Here is a 22,356-nt window from a genome sequence, read left to right as displayed (position 1 = left end):
TCGAAACTATATTTATTTAAACATGATAAAACTCTACTTGTCAAATATGTTTTGAGTCGATACTATTGCTTTATGAATGATGAACTATTTAATTTAATCGAGCGTTTAGCCAATTTATTACGGCAAGAAACGCGTCTTGAAGGGCAAAGCCTAGGCTTACAACCTATTCAGCAAGAAGCTCTGTATTATCTGTCGACTTGTAATCGTTATTCGGATACAACTTTGGCCGTGACTGAGTTTTTAGGTTTAACTAAGGGCACGGTATCGCAATCCTTAAAAATACTAGAAAGCAAATCATTAATAACGAAATTAAAAGATAACAAAGATAGACGTATTACCCATTTAAAGGTTACTGAGGCAGGACAAGAGTTTCTTGCTAAGACTTGCCCACCGCAAAAATTTACCGATGCAATTACTGGCTTAGCTGGTGATGAGCAGAGTGAGACTAGAGCCTTATTGCAAAAAGTACTGAATAATTACCAGCAAGCGACTGGGCGCACAGCATTTGGGGTGTGCAAATACTGTAAATTTAACCTAAAGACAAGTGATGGTATTAGATGTGGTTTAACAAATGAAACCTTAAGTAACCAAGACATTATACTTATTTGTAGAGAGTTTTCGGCTTAAAAACCTTTTAGGGATTCAATTTTAAAGTGTTTAACTTTAATAACCTATAGATAAAAATGGATTCACTAAAAATGATTTAGTAAATCCATTTTTTAATATGTTAACAGTTAGTTGAAGGAAATTATTAATGTTTAAGCTTGCTGTCTTGTTGCGGCGATGACTATTTCTCGTATGCAAACATTTTGTGGCTGGCTGTAAGCGAACATTATTGTGTTTGCGATATCATCAGCTTGAATTGCTCCGCCCATATCTTCTTTCCATGATTGATAATCTTCTTTGATTTCAGCAGACGTTGTATGTGATAACAATTCTGTTTCTACTGCACCAGGGGCAATAGTGATAACACGCACGTTACTATCTGCTACTTCCTCACGGACATTTTCGGAAATGGCGTGCACAGCAAATTTAGTGCCTGTGTACGCGGCATGGTTGGCAAAGGTTTTTTTACCTGCAATGGAGCTGATATTAATAATAGTGCCGGTGTTACGCGCTTTCATTGGCATTAGAACTGACTGCATCCCATTTAATAAACCGATAACATTCACATCAAACATGTTTTTCCATTCGCTAGCATCTTGATTATCAACTTGCCCTAACAGCATTACGCCGGCGTTATTAATAAGGCAATCTGTGGGTCCATAGAGTGCTTCTGCTTTGGCAACAGCAGCTTCAAAGGTACTTTGTTCGGTGACATCAACTTGTTCACATAAAGTATTTGGTAACCTTAATGCCACTAATTTTTCCAATCGGCGAGCAATCAATAATAGTGGGTGTCCCTGTTCACTAAAATGTTTGGCAATAGCTTGGCCAATACCAGAACTTGCGCCAGTAATAACAACTAATTTTTTCATCATTTCTCTACTTATTTGAATAATTTAATATCTACTTATTGGTGATGCAGCTATTTTATGTAATAAGTTATTGTTGATATATAACCCCATGGTTACATCATTGTTTACAGGAGAGGTCGAATTGAAATTCTGTTATATTGTGTTTAGTCGCTTTAAGTAAGCTTAATTTGAGTCGTTATGAATTTAGAAATAAATATTACTGATATCCGTGCCTTTGTACTGATTGTAAAAGCGGGTAGTTTTACTGCCGCCGCGGAACAACTCTTGTGTTCACGCTCTCATTTATCAAAGCAACTGTCACAGCTAGAATCAGCGCTTGGGGTAAAACTTATCACTCGTACAACTCGTTCCCAGCGTTTAACAGAGCAAGGAAAGCTGTTTTTTGAACAATGTAGTTGCTCTTTTGATGGTGTTGAGCGTGCAATTGAGCAAGCTATAGATGATGCCAGTGAGGTTAAAGGTTTAATTAATATCAATTGCGTTGGCGGCTATATTGGCGAAGATATTATTGCTCCGTTAGTTAATGACTTTATCCAGCAGTGCCCAGATGTCAGAGTTAATCTAGATTTTAGTAGTGGACGTGTTGACTTGATTGCTGGTGAATTTGATATTGTCTTTCGCATGGGCCAGCTTGAAGATTCAAACTTGATTGCCCAAAAGTTATTGGATATATCTATAGGTACTTTAGCGAGTCCCCGTTACTTAAAAGATAACGGTCAATTATCACATCCAAAAGATCTCAAGCAGCATCAGTGCATTACCGGTTCATTAAACAGCTGGACCTTTAGCAGTGTTATAACCCCCATCACTAAAATTGATGTGACAGTGAACGGCCAATTCAAATGTAAAAATGGTCGTGCCATGATTAATAGCGCTGTCGCTGGCAATGGCATCGTTCGCTTACCCTACCTTTATTGTCACAAAGAAATAACCAATGGCGCATTGGTTCCTATTTTTACTGACTGGGCGGTACCAGAGTCACCTTTTTATATGGTTTATGTGCAAGATAAATATCAGCCGGCACGATTAAGAGCCTTTATCGATTTTGTGCGCAACAATATTGCTCAGTACAGTCAAGTAAGTTAATTTTTGTATATTAAATTAAGCGGGAAAGTACGATTGAAATCCTTCATGCTACTTTCTTGGTGAACAGAGAGTCAACAATAGGGCAATTATCTATTGAATTATTACTATCTTTACATTGAATAACCATGTCATTTAATGCGGAGTGAAGACGTTGTAAATCGTTTATTTTTTCTTGCACCGCACTAGCCTGCTGCATTGCCATCGCCCTAACTTCGCCGCAATAGTGATTAGGCTCATCAATAAACTTAAGTAAGTCTTTAATCTGCTCAATCTTAAAACCTAGTTCTCTGCTGCGCCTGATAAAAGTTAACCGTTTAACATGAGGCAAGGCATACACTCTATGCCCTCCCTCAGTTCTCGGTGGCTCAGGCATTAATCCTATTTTTTCATAATAATGCACTGTTTCAACTTTACAGCCAGACTCTTTGGCGAGCTGTCCGATAGAGTATTTTTTACCATTCATCCAAAACCCCTTGAACCTATAGTTACTACAGGTTCTATACTAGCATAAACACCTTAAGGATCATTTATGACCGATATTATCACTGACTCAGAGCTAACATGCCCTGAGTGTAAACATAAAGAATTACTTGAAATGCCAACGGATGCTTGCCTGTGGTTTCATGAATGCACAGTATGTAAAATACTGCTGAAACCTCTAAAAGGGGACTGTTGTGTATTTTGCTCTTATGGATCAGTGCCATGTCCTCCAATACAGGAGAGTGGCTCATGTTCAAGCTGTGGAGGTTAGAATGTCTGATAATAAATTAATAGAAATGTCTTACCTTAGATGGATAACGCTGTTCATGGTTAGTGGCACATTATTGTGTTGCGCTTTGCCTATTTTATTAGTGACCTTAGGCTTTGGCGCAGTAGTAGCTAGTGTAAACTACAACATTCCTGGTTTTATTTTTCTTGCGGAACATAAGGTATGGACACTCACAATAGCGGCGCTAATTTTGATGGCGTTAGCTTGGATTATTTGGCGACCTAATCAGCATTGTCCGGCAGAGCCTAGATTAGCCGATCTTTGTAATAAATCAAAAAAACTCAATAAACGAATTTTTTGGTTAAGTTTAACTATCTGGTTTATTGGTTTTTTCAGCAGTTATCTCTTATTACCACTACGAAACTTACTTGACCTATAAAGGAAAATTAAACAATGAAGAACTTTTTATTATTAGCATTACTTATCACTGTAGCACTCTCATTTTCAGCTAATGCCAAAACTATCGAAATTGAAGTGCACGGCATGACCTGTGCTTTATGTGTTGATACTTTAAATCGAAAGTTCAATAAAATGGCTGGCATATCAAAAGTAAAGGTAAACATAAAAATGAAGACGTTACGATTAGAAACTGCTTCTACATCACCGGCAATAGCAATGATTAAACAAGCCATCTTAGATGCTGGTTTTATGCCAATAAAAGTAACGATAATTTCTGATAAAGAAGCTAAAGAGACTTTAACTCAGGGATAACAAAATAGCGGAATCACTGGTGATTTCGTTTACAGTAAAAATTGGAGATGAATTTTGAGGGATATTTCTAAATCAAAAGTGGTCGGTGATGCAAGATTCGAACTTGCGACCCCTTGGACCCAAACCAAGTGCGCTACCAAGCTGCGCTAATCACCGACATGTATAACTTTTTGATCTGTTACTTCAGAAAGAAGTAAAAAGATGGGGTGGCTAAAGGGACTTGAACCCTCGACAACCGGAATCACAATCCGGGGCTCTACCAACTGAGCTATAGCCACCACTGAGGTGTACTGATAGATATTTTATGCTAAGAACAATAAATATCTATGCTGCTACTTAACAGCGCGGCGATTGTAGTGCATTTATACCTAGAATGACAAGAAAAACTTTTGCTTTTTAGCGCATTTATATATTATTTTTTTTGTTTTACTATTTTTGTTTAATTAATCAACAGATAATATTAGCTAGTATGATTTCTCCTAGCTATAACCCGTTATTCAGCAGGTAATTGAAAGTTGAACTGACAAATTTAGTTAACTAACTTACGGTGAACCAACGGCCTCACTAATGAGCTAAACATCTAGTTTATAAAAACGAGCGATATTACGTCGTTTTAGTGTACGTAATGATTTTATTTTTAAATGGTTCTTATTTTTTCGTACCATCAATCTCTTTTTGTGTGGCTTCATCATCAACCTCCTAAATACCTTATCCATAAGTTAAATACGCTTGCAAATATACCTTTAATCAATAGCAGTGACTAAAGGCATTTTTAAGCTATTCTAAATAATAGAGTAGTTAGCCTGTTTGTTCAACTAGCTAATAAAAAAGCACTTTACTTTATTGATATAGAATAATCATGCGAGTTATCTGCTTTTTATAGCGTTAAGCCAATTGTGTCTCACTCGCTGGTTTTGTTGCAACTTTAGCGGCAAATGTTGCTTTTATTTGTTCGACAATTAAATAATTTACTGGTACTAATATCAAGGTAATAAAGGTAGCAAATAAAATACCAAAACCTAGTGATACAGCCATCGGAATTAAAAACTGCGCTTGAGTTGATTGCTCAAACAACAAGGGCATTAAACCAATGAAGGTGGTTAAACTGGTTAACATTACTGGTCTAAAGCGAGCAGCACCAGCGGTTAACACCGCGGTCATTAACTCTCCGCCTTCGCTGCGTTTTTTATTGATAAAATCAACCAATACCAATGAGTCATTAACAACCACACCAATTAACGCCAACATGCCAAGTAAGCTCATAATGGTTAACTCCATGCCCATGATCCAGTGACCGATCACTGCGCCAATCATGCCAAAAGGAATAATACTCATAACAATAATCGGTTGCAGGTAAGATTTAAACGGTATGGCTAATAGCGCGTAAATAATGAAAAATACAAATAATAGTGCCCAACCGAGTGAGCCAAAAGATTCTCTTTGCTCTTTAGCTTCGCCTTCAAGTGAGTGACTTACGCCAGGGTAGTGCACAATTAACTCATCTAAGTAGGCTTTTAAATCAGCTTGTAGCACAGTCATATTGGTATTTGATTTTTCTACATCCGCACTGACATTTGCGGTCCGATAACGATCAATTCTTGAAATGGTTGAAGGACTTTTTCCAGGGATAAGCTTGGCAACATGAGATAAAGGTACTGAACCACCATTGGGTGTTACCACCAGAATATCCTCTAAATCTGCTATGGTGCGGCGTTCATCGATAGGTAAACGCACCATCACTCGAACATCGTCTCGACCACGCTGAATACGTTGTACTTCTGAACCAAAGAATGAACGGCGAACTTGGCTGGAAATACTCACTCGTGTTAAGCCTAACGCTTTACCTTGTTCAGTTAATTCAATTTGCAGCTCTTCCTTACCATTAGACAGGCTATCGGCAATATCAAATACAGTAGGGTAAGTGGCTAAGCGAACTTTTACTTTGTCGGTGACTTCTTTTAAGGTTTCAAGTGAGCTGGCTTTAAACTGCACATGAATAGGATCAGAGGAACGACCTATTTCAGCTCTAAAGGTGATGCTTTCAGCACCCGGAATAGGACCAATTAAATTCCGCCATTCTTTTACTAGTTCACGAGACGTAATTGCAAGTTCACGTGACTCTGGTGGAGTGATCTCAAAACGAACCTTGCCTTGATTTGATACACCACCACGACCGCCAGTGGTCGCTAAGATATTAATAATGACACTTTCGTTGGTTGAAGGATCAATGTACTTTTGTTTCAACTCATCGGCTTTTTCTGCCATTTTAATTATATATTTATTAGTGACTTCAAAAGGGGTGCCAGCTGGTAAAGTGAGCGACGCACGTACTGTCTCACTAGGAATACGTGGGAAGAAAACAAACTTGGTCCAGCCACTCATAATAAGCGCTAAAATCACCAAAAACACACCAGCAAAGCCGAGCAAGGTTGCGGTTTTATTGCTTATAGCACGATGCAATAATGGCTGGTAGAAGCGAATGATAGCGCGTTCAAAGCCATCAGCGAAACCCTGTTGCATGCGGCTAAATTTAGACTGTTTATCTTTTTCTGTACGCAGTTTTAAGTTTTTTAAATGCGAAGGTAAAACAAATTTTGACTCTATTAAGGAGAAAATAAGTACCGGAATAACGATAACCGGAATTTGAGCAAATAAAGCGCCACGCGCACCTTCAATAAACGCCAGCGGAAGAAAAGCGGCTACAGTGGTTAAAATACCAAAGGTTACTGGTGTGGCAACTTCTTGGGTACCGCGAATAGCTGCCATTTCACCGGATTCAGAAGTTTTTAAGTGGGTGTAAATATTCTCCCCGGTGACTATGGCATCATCAACGACAATCCCCAAAACCAAGATGAAGGCAAACAAGCTCATGATATTTAAGGTAACACCAAAAAAAGGCATCATGATAAAGGCGCCCATAAAAGAGATGGGAATACCAAGAAATACCCAAAAGGCAATGGAAGGCCTAAGAAATAGGCTTAATAAGGCAAGTACTAAAATCCCCCCTTGTAGTGCGCTAGTGGTTAGCGTAGAAATGCGATTTTTAACGATTTGAGAATCATCATCCCAAAAACTTAACTCAACACCAACAGGTAATGAACTTTGCTGATCGTTAATATAAGTTTTCACGGCATCGGCAACGTCAATAGCACTTTGTTGGCCAAGACGGTAAACATCGATAAAAGCGGCTTGTTTACCGTTAAATCGAGTGCGTACTGGGGTTTCTTCAAAGTCATCTTTAATAATGGCGATGTCACTTAAACGTATAATAGAGCCGTCGACATGGGTTTTAATCGCTATTCTTTCAAATTCATCTTTACGATAGGCTTGCCCTTTTGAGCGTAGCAGAATATCACCGCCCTTGGTTTTTAAGTTACCGGCAGAAATATCAGTACTAGAGTCGGCAATGGCAGCAGATATTTGCGCAATGGTTAAACCATATTGACGTAATTTATCTTGTGGTACTTCAATGGATATTTCATAGTCACGAACACCACTAAGCTCTACTTGGGTGATAGCAGGAATTTGAAGTAAGTCATCTCTAACTTTCTCCGCGTATTCGCGAGTTTCTTTTTCGCTGTAAATACTGGCTATGGTTACGGCAATTACTTCACGTTTACGTGTTGCTAAGGAGACCACCGGCTTTTCGGCATCTTTAGGAAAGGTATTTATTTCGTCTACTCTGCTTTTTATATCAGCGAGCATTTCTCGAGGATCGTAGCCTGTTTCTACTTCAATATTGACCGCAGATGAGCCCTCTTGTGAGCGACTAGAAATCTGCTTAACACCTTCTAAATCTTGAACGGCTTCTTCAATGCGAATAGAGATACTCTTTTCGACATCTTCAGGTGTAGCACCGCGTAGTGATACATTAACGTTAATACGGTCGGTAGCAAATGAAGGAAATACTTCCAATGGAATACGATTTGATAAGCTAAATAATCCTGTTATTAAGATAGTAATTAATAACAGGTTTGCCGCTACATGATTTCGTGCAAACCAAGCAATCATTAGTTATTCACCTTAATTGGTTGGGGTGATTGGCCCTTTGCTGCACTTGCCGCTTTACGCTCGGCAATCAAGTCTTCAACGGTGATACCTTGCTTTACAGCGATTTTTTCAAGCTTTTTAAGGCGCTGTTTTGATCTTTTGGCCATTGTTGATTTAGGCGCTTTAATGGGGGGTTGAGTTGAAGCTTGCCCTGCAATGGCAACTGGTGTACCCGAGCTAACTTGTCCAAGTGATGTAAGTACCAATTTATCACCTGCGACTAATCCCTCAGTAACTATAGATTCAGTGCCATTTTGCCAGCCTAATAAAATCTCTTTGCGCATTAATAAGCCATCTTCAACAATATAAACATAACTGCCTTGATAAATAGCACTACTGGGGATCACAAGGGCATTTTCAACTTCACGACCGGTAATTTTGGCAGTGACATATTGGCCCATCTTAATTTGCGCACCTTGGTTATATTCCCCATCATAGGGACGGATAATTTGTGCTACCACATAAAGTTGTTGTGACATTTCATCAATGGCGCTTTCAGTTCTAACAATTTTTCCTTGCCAAACTTGTTCACCCATTAAGTCTGATGAGATCACAACATTACTTATCATCGAGCTATTTTTTTCATCAGTGCTGAAGCGTGTTTCTGATTGCTCGTTTGCATTACGATACTCTTCAGGCAACTTCATCAAAGGCAGGTCTTTATTTTTAATCGGCAAACGTATTTCTACATAATCAACGGCAAAAATATCAGCTAGTTGAGTATTACTTGAAATCACTTGGCCAATATCAACATTTTTCTTTAAGATGCGGCCTGCGTATGGGGCAACAATTTTGGTACGTTCTAGTGATAGTTTAACTTTATCAAGCGTTGCTTCAGCTGAAAGTACTTGCGCTTTGGCTGCTTCAAATTGTGGCTGGCGTAATACCAGCGCGTTGGGGGCCTCGCCATTACCTAGCCTTTGCCAGTCAGCTTTTGCTTGTTTTACTCGAGCATCTTCCTCTTGTAATACTTGCTTGGCTGACATTAAACTTGCCTGGGCTATCTTTACTTCGGCGCGGTAATCCCTATCATCGAGTTGAATTAAAGTATCACCTTGCTCAAAAAAACCACCTGCTCTAAATTGTTTACTGACGTAATTAATTTGTCCGGAAACTTGGGCAAAAAGTACACTTTGTGTTCTCGGTTTTACCGTACCAAAACTTTGCACTATGACTGGATAAGTTTGCAGTCTCAGTGTGGTCGTTGCTACTGTCATTTGTGGTGCTTTAGATGCATTGACTCGATGACTTGTTGGCGGATTGTTAAAAATAACCATCATGAGTATTATGGTGACCAAAATAATTATGACAGGCACGAATATTTTTTTATATTTAAGCAGGGTAGACATGGTTATTCGGCCTTTAGTGTAGGTGCTGGGGCAAGTGACGGTGTGGTAAAGTCGCCACCTAAGAAAAGATGTAAATTGATGCGATTGACGATGAGCTGATTTTTAATTTTTATTAGCGTAGTTTGCGCCTCAAATGAACGATTTTGCGCATCAAGTACCGTGGTATAACTCACTAAACCGCTTTGATATTGCTCAAAAGAAAGTGCTGATGCTATTTGGGCATTTTCTTGTGCCGCCAGCATGGTGTAATAGCTGTGCTTTAAACTCTTTTCAGTGGTAATGGCGTTTTCAACATCGTTAAAGGCATTATATAAAGTATCGAGATATAACTGTTCGCCTTGTTTGAGCTCTATACGTGATTTTTCTTCATTGGCTTTTAGACGTCCGGCATTAAAAATAGGCGCTGAAACACTACCCAATAATGACCAGGCGAGTGAGGAGCCAGAAAGTAAATCACCAATGTCAGCGGCAGAGTCACCGACAGAGCCAGATAAAACAATACTAGGGAAGCGCTGTTTATGTGCATAAGCCAAACCAGCATCTTGTGACAATAATTGATACCAACTGGCTTTTAATTCAGGCTTTCTGCTGATCAGCTCAGAGGGTAGGCCAAGTGGAATGTCATTGGTTAGCAAAGGTAAGTTAGCGTTTACCAATAGCTGGCCCTTAGGATATTCGCCGATAAGACGCTCAAGTTGCCTAATTAATTTAGTTTTTATAGTGGCTTGCTCAGATACTCTGGTTAGTTCGTTATTTAAATCGTTACGCGTTAAATAAACATCAAGTGCAGGCGTTAAGCCTGAATTATAACCCGACTCAATAATGTCTAAGTTTTGTTGAGAGTTTGCCACTCTTCTTTGATAAAGGTTCAGTAGCTTATCGGCTTCTATCACCTTAAACCAAGTAGTGACTACATTGACAACTAACTGCTGTTTATATTGCTCAAAAGTAGCTTTTTGAGCGAGATAATTATAATTACTGACTTGGTCCGCGGCTGATAACTTACCCCAAATATCCACTTCATAACTTAAGTTTAAATTGACCGAGTTACTATTGGCATAACTATTAGTTTGATTGTCTTTATTGCGACCACTGCGAAAAGACAAATCAAGCTCAGGCCATAGTTGACTGCCGGAAACAATGAGTTGCTGCTCTGCTATTTCTAGTGAATAGGCTTGCATGGCAAACTGATGATTAGTGGCTAAGGCTTTAGTGACTAATTGTTGAACTTGTGGGTTATCAAGTTGAGATAACCAGTTATCTTCTACGACTAAAGCTTGTTTGCTTTGTTGCCAGTTATCGGGAAGTGCTGGGCTTGTTAGGTTTTTATCTACCTGTGCAGTATTACTACAAGCCAATAAAAATAGACTTGAAAGTAGTGGTAGTAACTGTCGGAATCGACGTGTCATAAAACAATTAACTCATGTTAAAAAATAACTCTTATAAACAGTGTAATCAAAGATGCTTCAAGGAGATACAGGTTTTACATAAGTTTACACAGGCCTCTCCTGTAAAGGTTTGTAACTGTTTTGTTGTAATATGTTACCCGTTAAATTGACAACTATTTTTCTTGGTTTACTGATATTTTTGCTGAATATTGTTTAGTTCACCTTGAGCCATCATCTGAGAAAATATGTTTTTTAATTGTTTCGCTGAAACTTTGTGATGACTTTTTTTCGATAGTTGTAACCAAGGGGTTCGCTCGGAGACAATTAAAGGTTTACCAAAAAAGTCTCTGCTTAAATCTAAGTTCTTAGCTGCACTTATGATAGGGGCCATAGGCCCGATAATGGCATCTACTCGACCTTTTTTTAACATTAATAAACCTTGATAAAAATCGCTAACGGTTTGTTTGATAATTTCAGGGTTGTTATCAATATCATCACTAAACTTTGCCCCGCGCAGATAAGCGATACTGAGTTTTTCTAACTGCTTTACTGAAGAGAAATTAGTGTCTTTACGACCAATAACGACATTTTTTAAGGTGGGCAAAGGGTAAATATAATCGACATAATCTGCTAACTCTTTGTACTTAAACATTATGGTTAAGTCTGTTTTACCTAATTTAAGTTCATGCATTATTCGGCCATAAGGAAATATATGATGTTCACTCTCGATATCAGCTTTTACTAAAAGCTTATTGGCTAAGTCGTAATAAATACCACTTAGTTCACCATTGGTGTTAATTCCATAAGGAGCAACAGCTATGGTGCGCATTTGTAGGACATTTTCGGTGTTTTCTGAAAAACAGCTATGACTTATTAACAGTAGAAAAACACAAATAATTGAGCTGAAATACTTCATCGCCACCTAGGGAAGATAAGATTGCTTTATACCAATATAGAGAATTATTACTGTGAAGTCATTAACAAGAAGGGGGTTATTGATGGCTAAAAGCAGCTGCACCTTGCTAACACATAAGTGAGGCTGCTGACTTTTGATTAGTTAACCTGAACTTTGAGCTAGTGCTGCTTATCCAGAGTTCAGGTTAGTTATACAAAACAATTTAACTTTCGACTTAGCTTTTGCTCAATAAGTCAATAAAGAAACTATATTGTAAAGCGGTATTATGGATACGTTTAAAGCGTCCAGATGCACCACCATGACCGGCCTCCATATCAGTTTTAAATACTAATAAGTTGTCATCAGTTTTATATTCACGTAGCTTGGCAACCCACTTCATTGGCTCAAAATACTGTACTTGTGAGTCGTGTAATCCAGTGGTAACTAGGATGTTAGGGTAGTTTTGTGCCTTCACTTGATCATAAGGGGAGTAAGTCATCATATAATCGTAATAAACTTTGTCTTTTGGGTTACCCCATTCTTTAAATTCATTAGTGGTTAACGGAATACTTTCATCAAGCATAGTTGTTACTACATCAACAAAAGGAACTGCTGCAGCAATGCCATTATAAAGCTCAGGTGCCATATTAATTACCGCACCCATTAATAAACCACCAGCACTACCACCGGCAGCAAATACCTTATCTTTATCGCCATAGCCTTGTGCGGTTAACTCTTTAGTGACGTCAATAAAATCAGTAAAAGTGTTCATTTTGGTGAGTTTTTTACCGTCTTCATACCAAGGGCGACCAAGCATTTCTGAGCCACGGATATGAGCAATGGCGTAGACAAAGCCGCGGTCTAACAAGCTTAAACGACTTACCGAAAAGTAAGGGTCAATAGTTGAGCCGTATGAGCCATAGGCATATTGGTATAATGGATTAGTACCATCTTTTTTGAACTTATCTTTACGATAAACTAAAGAAACAGGTACTTTTTTACCGTCACGGGCGGTAACAAAAATACGCTCAGAGGCATAGTTATTACTATCAAAGTCACCTAGTACTTTAGTTTGCTTTAATTTTGTTTTATTAAACGAAATTAAATCAACATCATAGTGAGTTCCAGGGGTGGTAAAACTTGCGTAATAAAGACGTAGAGCATCGTTATTTAGTTCATTATTACCATATAAATGTAAGCTATAAGCCGTATCATTAAAGTTTAGTTGTTGTTCTTTACCCGTTGAAAGTTGCTGAATAGTTACTCGGCTAATACCGTTTTCACGTTGCTGATAAACAAGGTGATCATTAAATAATTCATAATTTTCAAGTTTAACGGCAGCATTGGCAGGAATCACATCTTGCCATTTTGTTTTGTCGCCAAGGTGCTTATTATTTACTTTCATTAAACGAAAGTTAGTTGCTTGCCAGTTAGTGCTGATGTAATACCAGTCATTCATTTTAGAAACTGAGTACTCATGGCCTTCTTCACGTTTTATAAACTTCTTAGGCATGGCTTTAGGGTTGTTAGCATCAATTACAGATACGCCACTTGCTTCAGTGCTTGAATGCCAAATATAAACGTTGCTGTCATCTTTAGATTTGCTGATACCGGTATAGTAAGATTTATTACTTTCTTCGTAAATCATTTGGTCATCAGCTTGTGGTGTACCTAAGGTGTGACGAAATACTTGGTAACCGAGTAACGTTTGTGGATCTTTTTTGATGTAATAAACAGTCTTGTTGTCATTACCCCACTCAATGCCACCACTGGTACCTTCGAGTTTGTCATCGAGTAATTTACCTGTGGCTAAATCTTTAAATTGAACAGTATAGATACGACGACTGACAGTGTCTTCACCATAGGCAAGTACTTTAGCGTTTGGACTAATACGTAAGCCTGTTACATTGTAATATTCATGAGCTTTGGCTAACTCATTAACATCAAGTAATACTTCAAGGTTACTGCCTTTAAAATCTGTTGCTCTAACATGAATAGGGTATTCATTTTCGCCTTGCATTTGACGTGAGTAATAGAAGTCACCTTCTTTGATCGGCACAGAGTTATCATCTTTATCAATGCGCCCTTTGATCTCTTGAAAGATCTTTTCTTGCATATTTTTAGTATGTTTTAGCTGCGCTGCGGTGTAATTATTTTCAGCGTCTAAATGTGCTAATATTTCTGGGTTAGTACGGCTATCGTCACGCATCCAGTAATAATCATCAACCCGAGTATGATTATGAATAACCATTTCATGAGGAACTTTTTTAGCAACAGGGGCGTTTATATTTTCTACTGTGTTAGTGGCTTCATTATTTTGATTACTGCAAGCTGCGATAAGCAGGGCAGAGGAGACTATTAAGCTTAGCTTAGTCTTAGATATGGCAATTTTCATGTCTATTCCTTGTGATACCAATGTTATTAAATCCTTCCCGAGTGGGAAGTTACGTAATAAGCTTGATATTATCTTAAGCAAGTCCTTTTAAACTGGCTCAAATGTAAAAAAAATGTATCGGCAATAAGTTAGCATGATATTAATTATAATCAAATGCACTTATCGCGTAATAGCGTTAAGCTAACCCGTTTTACCAATTAATGAACTTTTGTAAGGGAATTCCGCCACTATGTCATTAGATAAAATTTCTGCTCAATTAGCTGGCAGTAAAAAATCATTACCGCCAGTTGAGTTATGGAACCCACCTTATTGTGGTGAAATTGATATACAAATAAAAAAAAATGGTGACTGGTATTATAACGGTACTATCTTTAAACGTTTAGCACTGGTAAAGCTTTTTGCTGATGTACTCATTAAAGATGTAAGCAAAGGTGTAAGTGACGACTTATCTAAAGGTATAGCCGAGTACTTTTTAGTGACTCCGGTTGAAAAAGTAAAAATTCAGGTGGATGATGCGCCTTTTGTGATCACTCAATGGCACTGGCTCGACGAAAAAGAAACAGTTATGCAAGTTGTCACTAACTTAGGTGATGAATTTACTCTTGATGCACAGCACCCGTTAGTTGTAAGTGAAAATGGCGGTTTGTATGTAACAGTACGACGTAATTTAACCGCAAAAGTTCATCGAAATGTTTATTACCAATGGGTTGATATTGCCAAGGAAGAATCGACTGCAAAGGGCACTGAACTAATCATTACCAGCGCAGAGTGCGAGTTTAGCTTAGGGTGTTATTAACAGCCGTTTATTGGCCGTTATTTAGGTGAATTGTTTGAACCACACACTGTACAACTGGCTTGTTTTTTCATGTTAAATTGCTGCCACTGATTTGCTAAACCATCAAGTAAGTTAAGTTGGTTAATTTGCACCTTATTTCCGGTTAACAGCTTTATCGCTTGCAGACTTTGCATACCAGCGATCATAGCTAAAACTGGGCCAATGATGCCAATGGTTTGACAGTTATTTGCTGGCGCTTTTTCACTGGCGGGGAAAAGGCAGTGATAACAAGCACTACTGTCATCTCGTGGGTCTATAGTCAGTTGTTGGCCGTCAAAGCCGGTTGCTGCACCTACTATCAGTGGCACTTTATGCTGAACACAGGCTTGGTTTATTAGGTAACGGGTTTCGATGTTGTCAGAGCAATCGAGTACTAAATCAACTTGCGGCAAGTAATAGTCACATAACTCTTCATCAAGCATTTCATCAATAGCTTCAATGGATACATCGGGAAATTGTTGTTGTAATTTTTCTGCCGCGGCATCGGCTTTATTTTCATTAATATTACTTTCATTAAAGAGAATTTGTCTGGGTAAGTTACTCAACTCTATGCGATCGCCATCAGCGATATACAGTGTGCCAACACCGGCGGCAGCTAAATATAAACTCGCCGGATTACCTAGACCACCAACCCCTAGAATTAGTACTTTAGCGTTGCGTAGCGCCATTTGTCCTTGGTCGCCTATTTTATCTAGCATAATTTGACGGGAGTACTTAAGTTGCTCTTGATTACTTAACACATATGTTCCTAGTTTTGATTTGCCTAATTAATGAAATGTATAGCTAATGAATAAAAGTACGTACAGCCCCAGCTTTAAACTGCAAATATACCTGTTGCCTGATGGTTAGTGATAACTTTTGCTGAGAAAAAGCACTAATGGTGACAAAAAAGTCTTGTGAACCACAATGAACCGTTAGTAGCACGTTATTTTCCTGATTATCTATCTGCTTAATTACGCCAAAGAGATGATTAACGATAGAGCTACTTACTGGTTCGGTTAGGGTAATGCTAATATCACTGGCCAAAATAAAGCAACGTAACTGATTTTGTTGCTCAAAAGCTTTATCACTAAGAAGAAAAATATCTTGCTGAGCATTTAGTGCTAAAGCAGTTAAACCATGGCCATTATCAAAGGTTTTAATCGGCAGATCTAAGCTAGTTTGCTGATGAATTATAGCATTGTCGCCATAATTATTAAGCTGATGAATAACTTGATGAATATTACCAAAGTTAAGTACTTCTCCTTTTTCTAACACTAATAAGGTATCGCAAACTTGTTGTAATTCATCTAAAGAATGGCTGACATATAACATAGGTAAATCAAGTTGCTTTTGAATGTTAAGCATCATCTTTAATAACTTTGTTTTGCTATGTTGGTCAAGGGCACTTAACGGCTCATCTAATAACAATAACTTTGGTTCAGCTAAAATAGCTCTGGCCAGGGCAACTCTTTGTTGTTGACCACCAGAAAGCTCTCTCACTTGATGGCTAAGTAATGGAGTTAACTCTGTTAATTCAACCACTTTGTCGAATGAAAGTTGTCTGTTTTTACAACGTTTTACGGCATATTCTAAGTTGCCTAATACAGTTAAATGTGGGAATAAACGGCTATTTTGAAAAACTAGACCTACTTGACGGTTTTCGGGTTTCAAGTAAATATTTTTTTCTGTATTAACTAAGCTTTTACCCGCTAGAGTTATATCACCTTTAAGGGGTGTTTCTAACCCCGAAATAGCGCGTAACAAGGTTGATTTTCCTGAGGCTGAATGGCCAAAAACACCAGTGATGCCTTTTAGTGGTATTGGCAATACAATCGCTAAATCAAATTGCTGGTAGCTGATGGTGATATTAAGGTCTAGCTGCGGTGTTTTGTTTAATAAGGTATCAGTCATCAGGATTACCCTCTTTACGATTAGCTTGAGAGCTTAAGCCTTTAGCTTTATTTATTTTCGGTAAATTTAACCAATAGATAGCAGCTAATAATACCATAGAGCCAAGTAATAAACAGATAGAGAGTAAATGTGCTCGTGCATAATCAAAGGCTTCAACATGATCAAATAGCGCAATAGACAATACCCGCGTTTCACCTGGGATATTACCGCCAATCATTAGAATAACCCCAAATTCGCCAACCGTGTGGGCAAAACCTAAACTGGCAGCAGTGATAAAACTGGCTTTGGTTAATGGTAGTACAATAGAAAAAAATCGATCAATAGGACCTGCGCCAAGTAAAGCACCGGCTTCTAATAAAGTGTCACCCAATTGCTCAAAAGCTTTTTGTAGTGGCTGGACGACAAAAGGCAGAGAGTATAAAACTGAGCCAATAACAATGGCTGAAAAACTAAAAGCCAGTTGTTGGCCGGTCGCTTGTTGCCAAAGCTTTCCTGGCAGATGTTCAGGAGAAAAAGCTATCAGCAAATAAAAACCTAATACTGTTGGTGGTAATACTAGTGGTAAAGCCACTACAGCTTCAATGATAACCTTAAATCGACTGGTCATTTTGGCAAGATACCATGCCAGCGGCGTACCGATAATCAACAAAATTATAGTGGTTAATGTCGCCATTTCTAAGGTGGTTATCAGTGCTTGTAAGTCAGAATTTATCATCTAGCCGTTAGTTCTATTTATTTTGGCGTAACCATAACTAACGATAGTAGCTTGGCTTTGGGCAGAGAGCAAAAAGTCACTGAACTGTTGCGCTGCTTCTTGGCGTTTACTGGTGCGAATTATAATCAACTGTTGTTCTATCGGTTGATGATAGCTGCTAGGTATAAGCAGCCCAGGTAGGTTGTTTAATACTAATTGGCTATAGGCAACTAGTCCATTGGTAACGGCTTTAGTGCGTATTTGTGTAAAGGTTTGTCCTATATTAATGCCTTTTATCAATCGCGTTTTATATGATTGCCATAACCCTAAGTGGCTTAATGCTTCTTTGGCCGCTTTTCCGTAGGGTGCAATATCGGGGTTGGCAATGGCAAAACGTTTTGGTGGATTGTTTAACAGGCTATTAGATAACTGAGCAATAGATAATTGCTCAGTAGAATGTAAAGATTTGCTGGAAGAATAGAACGCTAGCTGGCCAATGGCATAGGTTTTACGACTATTTTTTATGGCATAACCTGCTTGCTCAAGTTGAGTTGGACGTAGCCTGTCGGCACTGAGAAAAATATCATAAGGCGCGCCGTGTTTAATTTGCAGGAACATTGCGCCACTTGCGCCGCTAATAATTTGGCTATTGATACCCGTTTTATTACGGAAGTCTGTAAGCAATACTTTTAAAACGGGAGAGAAATTAGCAGCAACAGCAATGCGAAGTGGTTTGCTGTTGTCATCACTATTACTTTCATTAACATTAATTTCTTTTGCTTGGCTAATGGCTGCACACAGTAAACTAAATACAAAGGTTATGACGAATATAAAACGTAACACACTAGCTCCAAAGATCGGCTTTGTCAGTATCACTGGATTTAGCATCCAACCAGTTTTCTGAGGTTTTCCCTGCATCAACTATCTGCTCTTTTTTCCAAAAAGGTGCTTTAACTTTCAAATAATCCATGATGAATTCATTCGCAGAAAAAGCATCTTGTCGATGTTTACTAGTAACGCCAACAAAAACAATTTGATCACCTATGTGTAGCTCGCCAATGCGATGAATGACTTTGACTCGACCAATCTGCCATTGTTTCTTAGCTTGGTTAATTATTTTAGCTAACGATTTCTCTGTCATGCCTGGGTAATGTTCTAGAGTTAAGCTAGTAACGTTATTACCATTATTGTTATTTCTAACCCTGCCGGTGAAAGTTACCACGGCACCATCAGTTAAATTGTCTTTCTCAAGTAAAGTAACCTCATCAGCCAAGCTAAAATCTTCAGCTTGAATGGAAATTTCTTGATTAGTATATTCATCTAATATGGCGGGTTTTGAGGTGCGCTTCTTTGTAGTAATAACTTTAGACATAGCTTATCCGCCGGTTACTGGAGGGAAAAAGGCAACTTCATCACCTGATTTTACCAAGTGATCACCAGCAACCATGTCATGATTTACTGCGGCTAAAAGTGATGCATTGCTAAAGATCTGTTGCCACTGAGCACTTTTATCACTTAATAACAGCTTAATGTCATTTACTGTTTTAGCTTTATCTGCCGATAGAGACAGTTCAGCACAATCAAGCTGCTCTCGAAGAGCAGCAAAAAAAACAATTTTAATCATAACTTTTATCTCTTTTTTCTTTCTAAATTAAACCTATGGTGTCTGCCAGTGGGACCGAGAGCAGTTACTTTGGCGTTTACCAATAACCGGACTTAGCACTTAATTTGGCGTTTTCCAATGACCAGACTTACCACCTTCTTTTGTTAACACTTCTATACTATGAATTCGCATGGCAGGATCCGCAGCTTTACACATATCAAATAAGGTTAAACACGCGATAGATACAGCAGTTAATGCCTCCATTTCCACGCCGGTTTGTCCTGTTAAGCGACATAAGCTATTCACTTTAACTTGACAATTTTCAACATCAAGGCTGAAATCTACTTGTACCTTACTGAGCATCAATGGGTGACATAAAGGAATTAAATCGCTGCACTTTTTAGCGGCTTGAATACCGGCAATTCGAGCAACTGCAAAAACATCACCCTTCTTGTGTTTACCTGTGCTAATTAACTCAAAAGTCGCTCGGTTCATTTTGATAAAACCTTGCGCCGTTGCGCTACGTGATGTCATCGCTTTTTCTGTGACATCGACCATGTTTGCTTCACCTTGCTGGTTTAGGTGGCTTAACTCAGGTGTAGGCTCTTGTGCGTCATCTGTGTTAATAGTATTTGTTGTCATTAGTTACGAGTCTCACATTGCTGTGCACTGATATTTAAATGCGGGACAAAGTTACAAGGACGATGACTAGCGTCTAGCTGTTCTTTGATCACTTTATCCCAAGCGGTTTTACAAGCATTGGTTGAGCCGGGCACACACAAAACTACAGTTTTATTGGCGATACCGCCAAATGCACGGGATTGAATGGTAGAGGTACCTATTTCGATTAATGAAACATGACGAAATACCTCACCAAAGCCTTCTACAGCCTTATCAAATAATGGCGTTAACGCTTCAGGAGTATTATCACGCTCAGTAAAACCAGTACCACCGGTTGAGATAATGGCATGGATAGTATCATCGGCAATCCACTTTGATACTTGTGCGCGTAACTGATAAACGTCATCAATGACAATCGCTTTATCAGCTAAGTTGTGACCTGATTGGGTTAAACGCTCAACCAGAGCTTGTCCTGAAGTATCGTTCACTTCAGTGCGTGTATCTGATACCGTTAAAACGGCGATGTTTAAGGGAACAAAAGTGTTGCCGCCATGTGCTGACATATATTTATCCTTTACTAAATTTTTTTAAATTAAATTAATATTTTTGCTACTAATATTGCAGTGTACTGCTACCCAATATGTTTAGGCTAAAACTGTGTTTGTGCTTGTTGCCACTGCTGTGGCGTATTGGTATTGAATAGCACCTGATTATTTGGGCTAGTAATGGCTTGGTGAGGCACTTGCGCTAACATGGCTCGAACTGAAGGACCATTTTTATTCTTATTTTTACCGCTAGCGATAAAATTTTCCCGTTGGAAAGCCTGAGCTAGAAACAGTTGCAAAAAAGCATTGTTGGGTAAGTATAACGGAATATGATGCGCTTGTTTTTGGCGATCACTGAAAAAAGTCGCTTTGTGACTCAGTTCACCTTTTAGCCGTAGTTTAGCTAAATCCTCTGCCGTCATTAAGGGTAAATCAACAGGCAAAATTAATAGGGATTTTGGTTGTAACTGTTCAGGGTAATGGGCTAAAACACTATATATTCCACCTACAGGACCTGATTGCGGAACTCTGTCAGGGATTTGGTGGTTGTTACCACTAACTACTATGTTTTTTATACCAGCATCACTAAGCAACTGTTTAGAAAAATCTAACATACTAGTGGCAGATTTTGTTGCTGGGTTATTGGCATTAGTCAGGCGTGATAATTGTGCTTTATCTTGTCCCATGCGAGAAGATAAACCACCAGCGAGTACTACACCTAAACAATCAATAATTTGATGACTCATAGCTAACCTCCAAGCATGGCAAGGTGTTTAGTTGCACCAGTCAGCTTTTCATGTAAAAAATGGGTCGCTTTTTTGTCACCGAGTAATGATACTATCTGCTGTTGTAATGGCGCGATATCATCACTTTGTAATTGCTCACGCAAGGACAAACCTTCATCACCAAATAGACATAAATGCAACTTACCGCTTGAACTAATTCTTAAGCGGTTACAGCTATTACAAAAATCTTTGGAGTAGGGCATGATCAGGCCGACTTTACCTTGATAATCAGGATGGTAAAACTCTTGAGCAGGACCTGCTGATTTATGTTGAATAACAGGAAGCCAGCCATCAAGGATTAAGTTTTGTCTGATCCGAGAGCCTTGCACATGCTGGGCATTAAAGAACTTTTGGTTATCTCCTGTTTGCATTAACTCAATAAAACGCAAGGTAATAGGGGTATCTTTAATCCAATCCAGGTAGCTTTGAATATCTTTGCCACTGTATTCGCGCATTAATACCGTATTCACTTTAATGGTTGCGCGACCATCGGCTAAGCCCAGATCAATACCATCTAGAATAGTCTTGAGCTTATCGTGGCCTGTTATGGCATGAAATTGGCGAGGATCTAAGCTATCTATACTGATATTAATGGCATCAATGCCGGCATCCAACCATTGAGGTAAGTGCTCCGGCAATTTAAAACCATTGCTGGTTATCGCAACTGTTTTGATGCCAGGTGTTTCTTTACAAATATGAATGATTTCAGGTAAGTCTTTACGCAGTGCAGGTTCACCACCGGTAATGCGGATCTTCTCTGTGCCTAGCTCTGCGAAAGCTTTGCTTAAACGTTTGATTTCACATAGTGATAAGAAATCACGTGGCTGATCGCACTGATAACCATCAGGTAAGCAGTAAGTGCAACTAAAATTGCACACGTCAGTAATCGATAAGCGCAGGTAAGAAAACCTACGGCCATAGTTGTCTGTTAACATGTCACCTTTCCAAATGTAGGGAGGCTAACGCGTTTCCTTGTTAACCCTGGCAACTAAAAATGCAATAAATACATTGCTTTAGTTACGGCATATCACAACATGATGGTTGATAATAAATAGGCTTAAGAGTGCCTAAAAATAACGCCACGGTAGTGATGATAGCTCGGTGTTATAAATAAAATTCTGTTCAATATTTAGTATATACCCGGCCTGCTTGAAGATGCAAGTTCAGGGAATACGGTCATATAGAACTTTGATGGCGAGATAGTAGTTTTTATTGCAAAGCAGTTTATTGATCAAAATCAATAAAGTTGTGGTTATAAC

At 38.7% G+C, this 22,356-nt stretch carries 23 protein-coding genes, 2 tRNA genes and 1 riboswitch; of the genes, 6 read left to right on the top strand and 19 right to left on the bottom strand.

Annotation, left to right across the window (positions count from 1 at the left end; all coding sequences use genetic code 11):
- Nucleotides 1-72: 72 nt before the first annotated feature.
- Complete coding sequence (locus GAB14E_RS08935; protein WP_033082896.1) at nt 73-627, top strand: MarR family winged helix-turn-helix transcriptional regulator; 555 nt, start codon at nt 73-75, stop codon at nt 625-627.
- 131 nt (nt 628-758) lie between these two features.
- Here GAB14E_RS08935 and GAB14E_RS08940 read toward each other — a convergent pair whose 3' ends face one another.
- The gene (locus tag GAB14E_RS08940) at nt 759-1,478 is read right to left on the bottom strand and encodes an SDR family oxidoreductase (protein ID WP_033082895.1); all 720 of its coding nucleotides are present in this window, start codon (nt 1,476-1,478) and stop codon (nt 759-761) included.
- Between the two features lie 177 nt (nt 1,479-1,655).
- On the opposite strand from GAB14E_RS08940, the gene GAB14E_RS08945 reads away from it, so the two are divergent.
- The gene (locus tag GAB14E_RS08945) at nt 1,656-2,564 is read left to right on the top strand and encodes a LysR family transcriptional regulator (protein ID WP_033082894.1); all 909 of its coding nucleotides are present in this window, start codon (nt 1,656-1,658) and stop codon (nt 2,562-2,564) included.
- A 43-nt stretch (nt 2,565-2,607) separates the two neighbouring features.
- Here GAB14E_RS08945 and GAB14E_RS08950 read toward each other — a convergent pair whose 3' ends face one another.
- A complete protein-coding gene (locus GAB14E_RS08950) occupies nt 2,608-3,027 on the bottom strand; it encodes a MerR family transcriptional regulator (RefSeq protein WP_033082893.1) in 420 nt (139 codons plus the stop codon).
- Between the two features lie 66 nt (nt 3,028-3,093).
- On the opposite strand from GAB14E_RS08950, the gene GAB14E_RS25350 reads away from it, so the two are divergent.
- From GAB14E_RS25350 to GAB14E_RS08960, 3 genes are read left to right on the top strand one after another with little or no spacing between them, the layout of a single operon-like run.
- Nucleotides 3,094-3,315 carry a GDCCVxC domain-containing (seleno)protein gene (locus tag GAB14E_RS25350; protein WP_081967836.1) on the top strand — a complete coding sequence of 74 codons (222 nt, stop codon included), beginning with the start codon at nt 3,094-3,096 and terminating at the stop codon, nt 3,313-3,315.
- 1 nt (nt 3,316) lies between these two features.
- Nucleotides 3,317-3,712 (top strand): hypothetical protein, encoded by a 396-nt coding sequence (locus GAB14E_RS08955; RefSeq protein ID WP_033082892.1) that lies wholly within the window; start codon nt 3,317-3,319, stop codon nt 3,710-3,712.
- Nucleotides 3,713-3,726: 14 nt separating this feature from the next.
- Entirely contained in the window at nt 3,727-4,044 is a 318-nt protein-coding gene (locus tag GAB14E_RS08960) for a heavy-metal-associated domain-containing protein (protein ID WP_033082891.1), read from the top strand.
- A gap of 79 nt (nt 4,045-4,123) precedes the next feature.
- Here the strand turns inward: GAB14E_RS08960 and GAB14E_RS08965 are convergent.
- From GAB14E_RS08965 to GAB14E_RS08995, 7 genes are all read right to left on the bottom strand, one after another.
- Nucleotides 4,124-4,200, bottom strand: a tRNA-Pro gene (locus GAB14E_RS08965).
- A 46-nt stretch (nt 4,201-4,246) separates the two neighbouring features.
- A tRNA-His gene (locus GAB14E_RS08970) sits at nt 4,247-4,322 on the bottom strand.
- Between the two features lie 607 nt (nt 4,323-4,929).
- Nucleotides 4,930-8,055 carry an efflux RND transporter permease subunit gene (locus tag GAB14E_RS08975; protein WP_033082890.1) on the bottom strand — a complete coding sequence of 1,042 codons (3,126 nt, stop codon included), beginning with the start codon at nt 8,053-8,055 and terminating at the stop codon, nt 4,930-4,932.
- The gene (locus GAB14E_RS08980; protein WP_033082889.1) at nt 8,055-9,443 is read right to left on the bottom strand and encodes an efflux RND transporter periplasmic adaptor subunit; all 1,389 of its coding nucleotides are present in this window, start codon (nt 9,441-9,443) and stop codon (nt 8,055-8,057) included. Before GAB14E_RS08980 ends, GAB14E_RS08975 begins: the two co-directional genes overlap by 1 nt.
- 2 nt (nt 9,444-9,445) lie before the next feature.
- Nucleotides 9,446-10,852 (bottom strand): TolC family protein, encoded by a 1,407-nt coding sequence (locus GAB14E_RS08985; RefSeq protein ID WP_033082888.1) that lies wholly within the window; start codon nt 10,850-10,852, stop codon nt 9,446-9,448.
- 166 nt (nt 10,853-11,018) lie between these two features.
- Nucleotides 11,019-11,747, bottom strand: a complete 729-nt coding sequence (locus GAB14E_RS08990; RefSeq protein WP_033082887.1) for a substrate-binding periplasmic protein — start codon at nt 11,745-11,747, stop codon at nt 11,019-11,021.
- Between the two features lie 214 nt (nt 11,748-11,961).
- Nucleotides 11,962-14,121, bottom strand: coding sequence for a S9 family peptidase (locus GAB14E_RS08995; RefSeq protein WP_033082886.1), 2,160 nt, complete (start codon nt 14,119-14,121; stop codon nt 11,962-11,964).
- A 229-nt stretch (nt 14,122-14,350) separates the two neighbouring features.
- Here GAB14E_RS08995 and GAB14E_RS09000 point away from each other — a divergent pair, with 229 nt between their 5' ends.
- Nucleotides 14,351-14,917, top strand: a complete 567-nt coding sequence (locus tag GAB14E_RS09000) for a DUF1285 domain-containing protein (protein WP_033082885.1) — start codon at nt 14,351-14,353, stop codon at nt 14,915-14,917.
- Nucleotides 14,918-14,934: 17 nt separating this feature from the next.
- Here the strand turns inward: GAB14E_RS09000 and GAB14E_RS09005 are convergent, their stop codons facing one another.
- The 10 genes from GAB14E_RS09005 to moaA form a co-directional block, all read right to left on the bottom strand.
- On the bottom strand, nt 14,935-15,696 hold the full coding sequence (locus tag GAB14E_RS09005) for a HesA/MoeB/ThiF family protein (protein WP_033082884.1): 762 nt from the start codon (nt 15,694-15,696) through the stop codon (nt 14,935-14,937).
- A 43-nt stretch (nt 15,697-15,739) separates the two neighbouring features.
- Nucleotides 15,740-16,849 carry a molybdenum ABC transporter ATP-binding protein gene (gene modC / locus GAB14E_RS09010; protein WP_033082883.1) on the bottom strand — a complete coding sequence of 370 codons (1,110 nt, stop codon included), beginning with the start codon at nt 16,847-16,849 and terminating at the stop codon, nt 15,740-15,742.
- Complete coding sequence (gene modB, locus GAB14E_RS09015; RefSeq protein ID WP_052093770.1) at nt 16,842-17,564, bottom strand: molybdate ABC transporter permease subunit; 723 nt, start codon at nt 17,562-17,564, stop codon at nt 16,842-16,844. The genes modC and modB overlap by 8 nt, the downstream gene beginning before the upstream one ends.
- Entirely contained in the window at nt 17,565-18,386 is an 822-nt protein-coding gene (modA, locus tag GAB14E_RS23750) for a molybdate ABC transporter substrate-binding protein (RefSeq protein WP_052093769.1), read from the bottom strand.
- A gap of 1 nt (nt 18,387) precedes the next feature.
- Nucleotides 18,388-18,915 (bottom strand): molybdopterin synthase catalytic subunit MoaE, encoded by a 528-nt coding sequence (gene moaE / locus GAB14E_RS09025; protein WP_081967834.1) that lies wholly within the window; start codon nt 18,913-18,915, stop codon nt 18,388-18,390.
- Between the two features lie 3 nt (nt 18,916-18,918).
- Nucleotides 18,919-19,167, bottom strand: a complete 249-nt coding sequence (gene moaD / locus GAB14E_RS09030; protein WP_033082882.1) for a molybdopterin converting factor subunit 1 — start codon at nt 19,165-19,167, stop codon at nt 18,919-18,921.
- 99 nt (nt 19,168-19,266) lie between these two features.
- The gene (gene moaC / locus GAB14E_RS09035; protein WP_033082881.1) at nt 19,267-19,788 is read right to left on the bottom strand and encodes a cyclic pyranopterin monophosphate synthase MoaC; all 522 of its coding nucleotides are present in this window, start codon (nt 19,786-19,788) and stop codon (nt 19,267-19,269) included.
- Complete coding sequence (gene moaB, locus GAB14E_RS09040; protein ID WP_033082880.1) at nt 19,788-20,330, bottom strand: molybdenum cofactor biosynthesis protein B; 543 nt, start codon at nt 20,328-20,330, stop codon at nt 19,788-19,790. The genes moaC and moaB overlap by 1 nt, the downstream gene beginning before the upstream one ends.
- Before the next feature lie 86 nt (nt 20,331-20,416).
- Nucleotides 20,417-21,058: a molybdenum cofactor guanylyltransferase gene (mobA, locus tag GAB14E_RS09045; protein WP_033082879.1), complete on the bottom strand. Its 642-nt coding sequence runs from the start codon at nt 21,056-21,058 to the stop codon at nt 20,417-20,419.
- A gap of 2 nt (nt 21,059-21,060) precedes the next feature.
- Complete coding sequence (gene moaA, locus GAB14E_RS09050; protein WP_033082878.1) at nt 21,061-22,032, bottom strand: GTP 3',8-cyclase MoaA; 972 nt, start codon at nt 22,030-22,032, stop codon at nt 21,061-21,063.
- Nucleotides 22,019-22,213, bottom strand: a riboswitch (molybdenum cofactor riboswitch). It overlaps the preceding gene by 14 nt.
- Nucleotides 22,214-22,356: the final 143 nt, after the last annotated feature.

This window comes from Colwellia psychrerythraea (assembly GCF_000764185.1).
GTDB classification, from domain to species: Bacteria; Pseudomonadota; Gammaproteobacteria; order Enterobacterales; family Alteromonadaceae; genus Colwellia; species Colwellia psychrerythraea_B.
The sequence above is the reverse complement of the archived record's forward strand: the minus strand, read 5'-3'. Positions and strand labels throughout refer to the sequence as shown.

Bases quoted from the DNA above. Each gene is read 5' to 3' on its own strand.
- GAB14E_RS08985 (WP_033082888.1), bottom strand. From the start codon at position 10,852: ATGACACGTCGATTCCGACAGTTACTACCACTACTTTCAAGTCTATTT.
- GAB14E_RS25350 (WP_081967836.1), top strand. From the start codon at position 3,094: ATGACCGATATTATCACTGACTCAGAGCTAACATGCCCTGAGTGTAAA.
- moaC (WP_033082881.1), bottom strand. From the start codon at position 19,788: ATGACAACAAATACTATTAACACAGATGACGCACAAGAGCCTACACCT.
- GAB14E_RS08935 (WP_033082896.1), top strand. From the start codon at position 73: ATGAATGATGAACTATTTAATTTAATCGAGCGTTTAGCCAATTTATTA.
- GAB14E_RS08975 (WP_033082890.1), bottom strand. From the start codon at position 8,055: ATGATTGCTTGGTTTGCACGAAATCATGTAGCGGCAAACCTGTTATTA.
- GAB14E_RS08955 (WP_033082892.1), top strand. From the start codon at position 3,317: ATGTCTGATAATAAATTAATAGAAATGTCTTACCTTAGATGGATAACG.
- moaB (WP_033082880.1), bottom strand. From the start codon at position 20,330: ATGTCAGCACATGGCGGCAACACTTTTGTTCCCTTAAACATCGCCGTT.
- modC (WP_033082883.1), bottom strand. From the start codon at position 16,849: ATGACTGATACCTTATTAAACAAAACACCGCAGCTAGACCTTAATATC.
- GAB14E_RS08945 (WP_033082894.1), top strand. From the start codon at position 1,656: ATGAATTTAGAAATAAATATTACTGATATCCGTGCCTTTGTACTGATT.
- GAB14E_RS08990 (WP_033082887.1), bottom strand. From the start codon at position 11,747: ATGAAGTATTTCAGCTCAATTATTTGTGTTTTTCTACTGTTAATAAGT.
- GAB14E_RS08980 (WP_033082889.1), bottom strand. From the start codon at position 9,443: ATGTCTACCCTGCTTAAATATAAAAAAATATTCGTGCCTGTCATAATT.
- mobA (WP_033082879.1), bottom strand. From the start codon at position 21,058: ATGAGTCATCAAATTATTGATTGTTTAGGTGTAGTACTCGCTGGTGGT.
- modB (WP_052093770.1), bottom strand. From the start codon at position 17,564: ATGATAAATTCTGACTTACAAGCACTGATAACCACCTTAGAAATGGCG.
- moaA (WP_033082878.1), bottom strand. From the start codon at position 22,032: ATGTTAACAGACAACTATGGCCGTAGGTTTTCTTACCTGCGCTTATCG.
- moaD (WP_033082882.1), bottom strand. From the start codon at position 19,167: ATGATTAAAATTGTTTTTTTTGCTGCTCTTCGAGAGCAGCTTGATTGT.
- GAB14E_RS09000 (WP_033082885.1), top strand. From the start codon at position 14,351: ATGTCATTAGATAAAATTTCTGCTCAATTAGCTGGCAGTAAAAAATCA.
- GAB14E_RS08960 (WP_033082891.1), top strand. From the start codon at position 3,727: ATGAAGAACTTTTTATTATTAGCATTACTTATCACTGTAGCACTCTCA.
- GAB14E_RS08940 (WP_033082895.1), bottom strand. From the start codon at position 1,478: ATGAAAAAATTAGTTGTTATTACTGGCGCAAGTTCTGGTATTGGCCAA.
- GAB14E_RS08995 (WP_033082886.1), bottom strand. From the start codon at position 14,121: ATGAAAATTGCCATATCTAAGACTAAGCTAAGCTTAATAGTCTCCTCT.
- GAB14E_RS08950 (WP_033082893.1), bottom strand. From the start codon at position 3,027: ATGAATGGTAAAAAATACTCTATCGGACAGCTCGCCAAAGAGTCTGGC.
- moaE (WP_081967834.1), bottom strand. From the start codon at position 18,915: ATGTCTAAAGTTATTACTACAAAGAAGCGCACCTCAAAACCCGCCATA.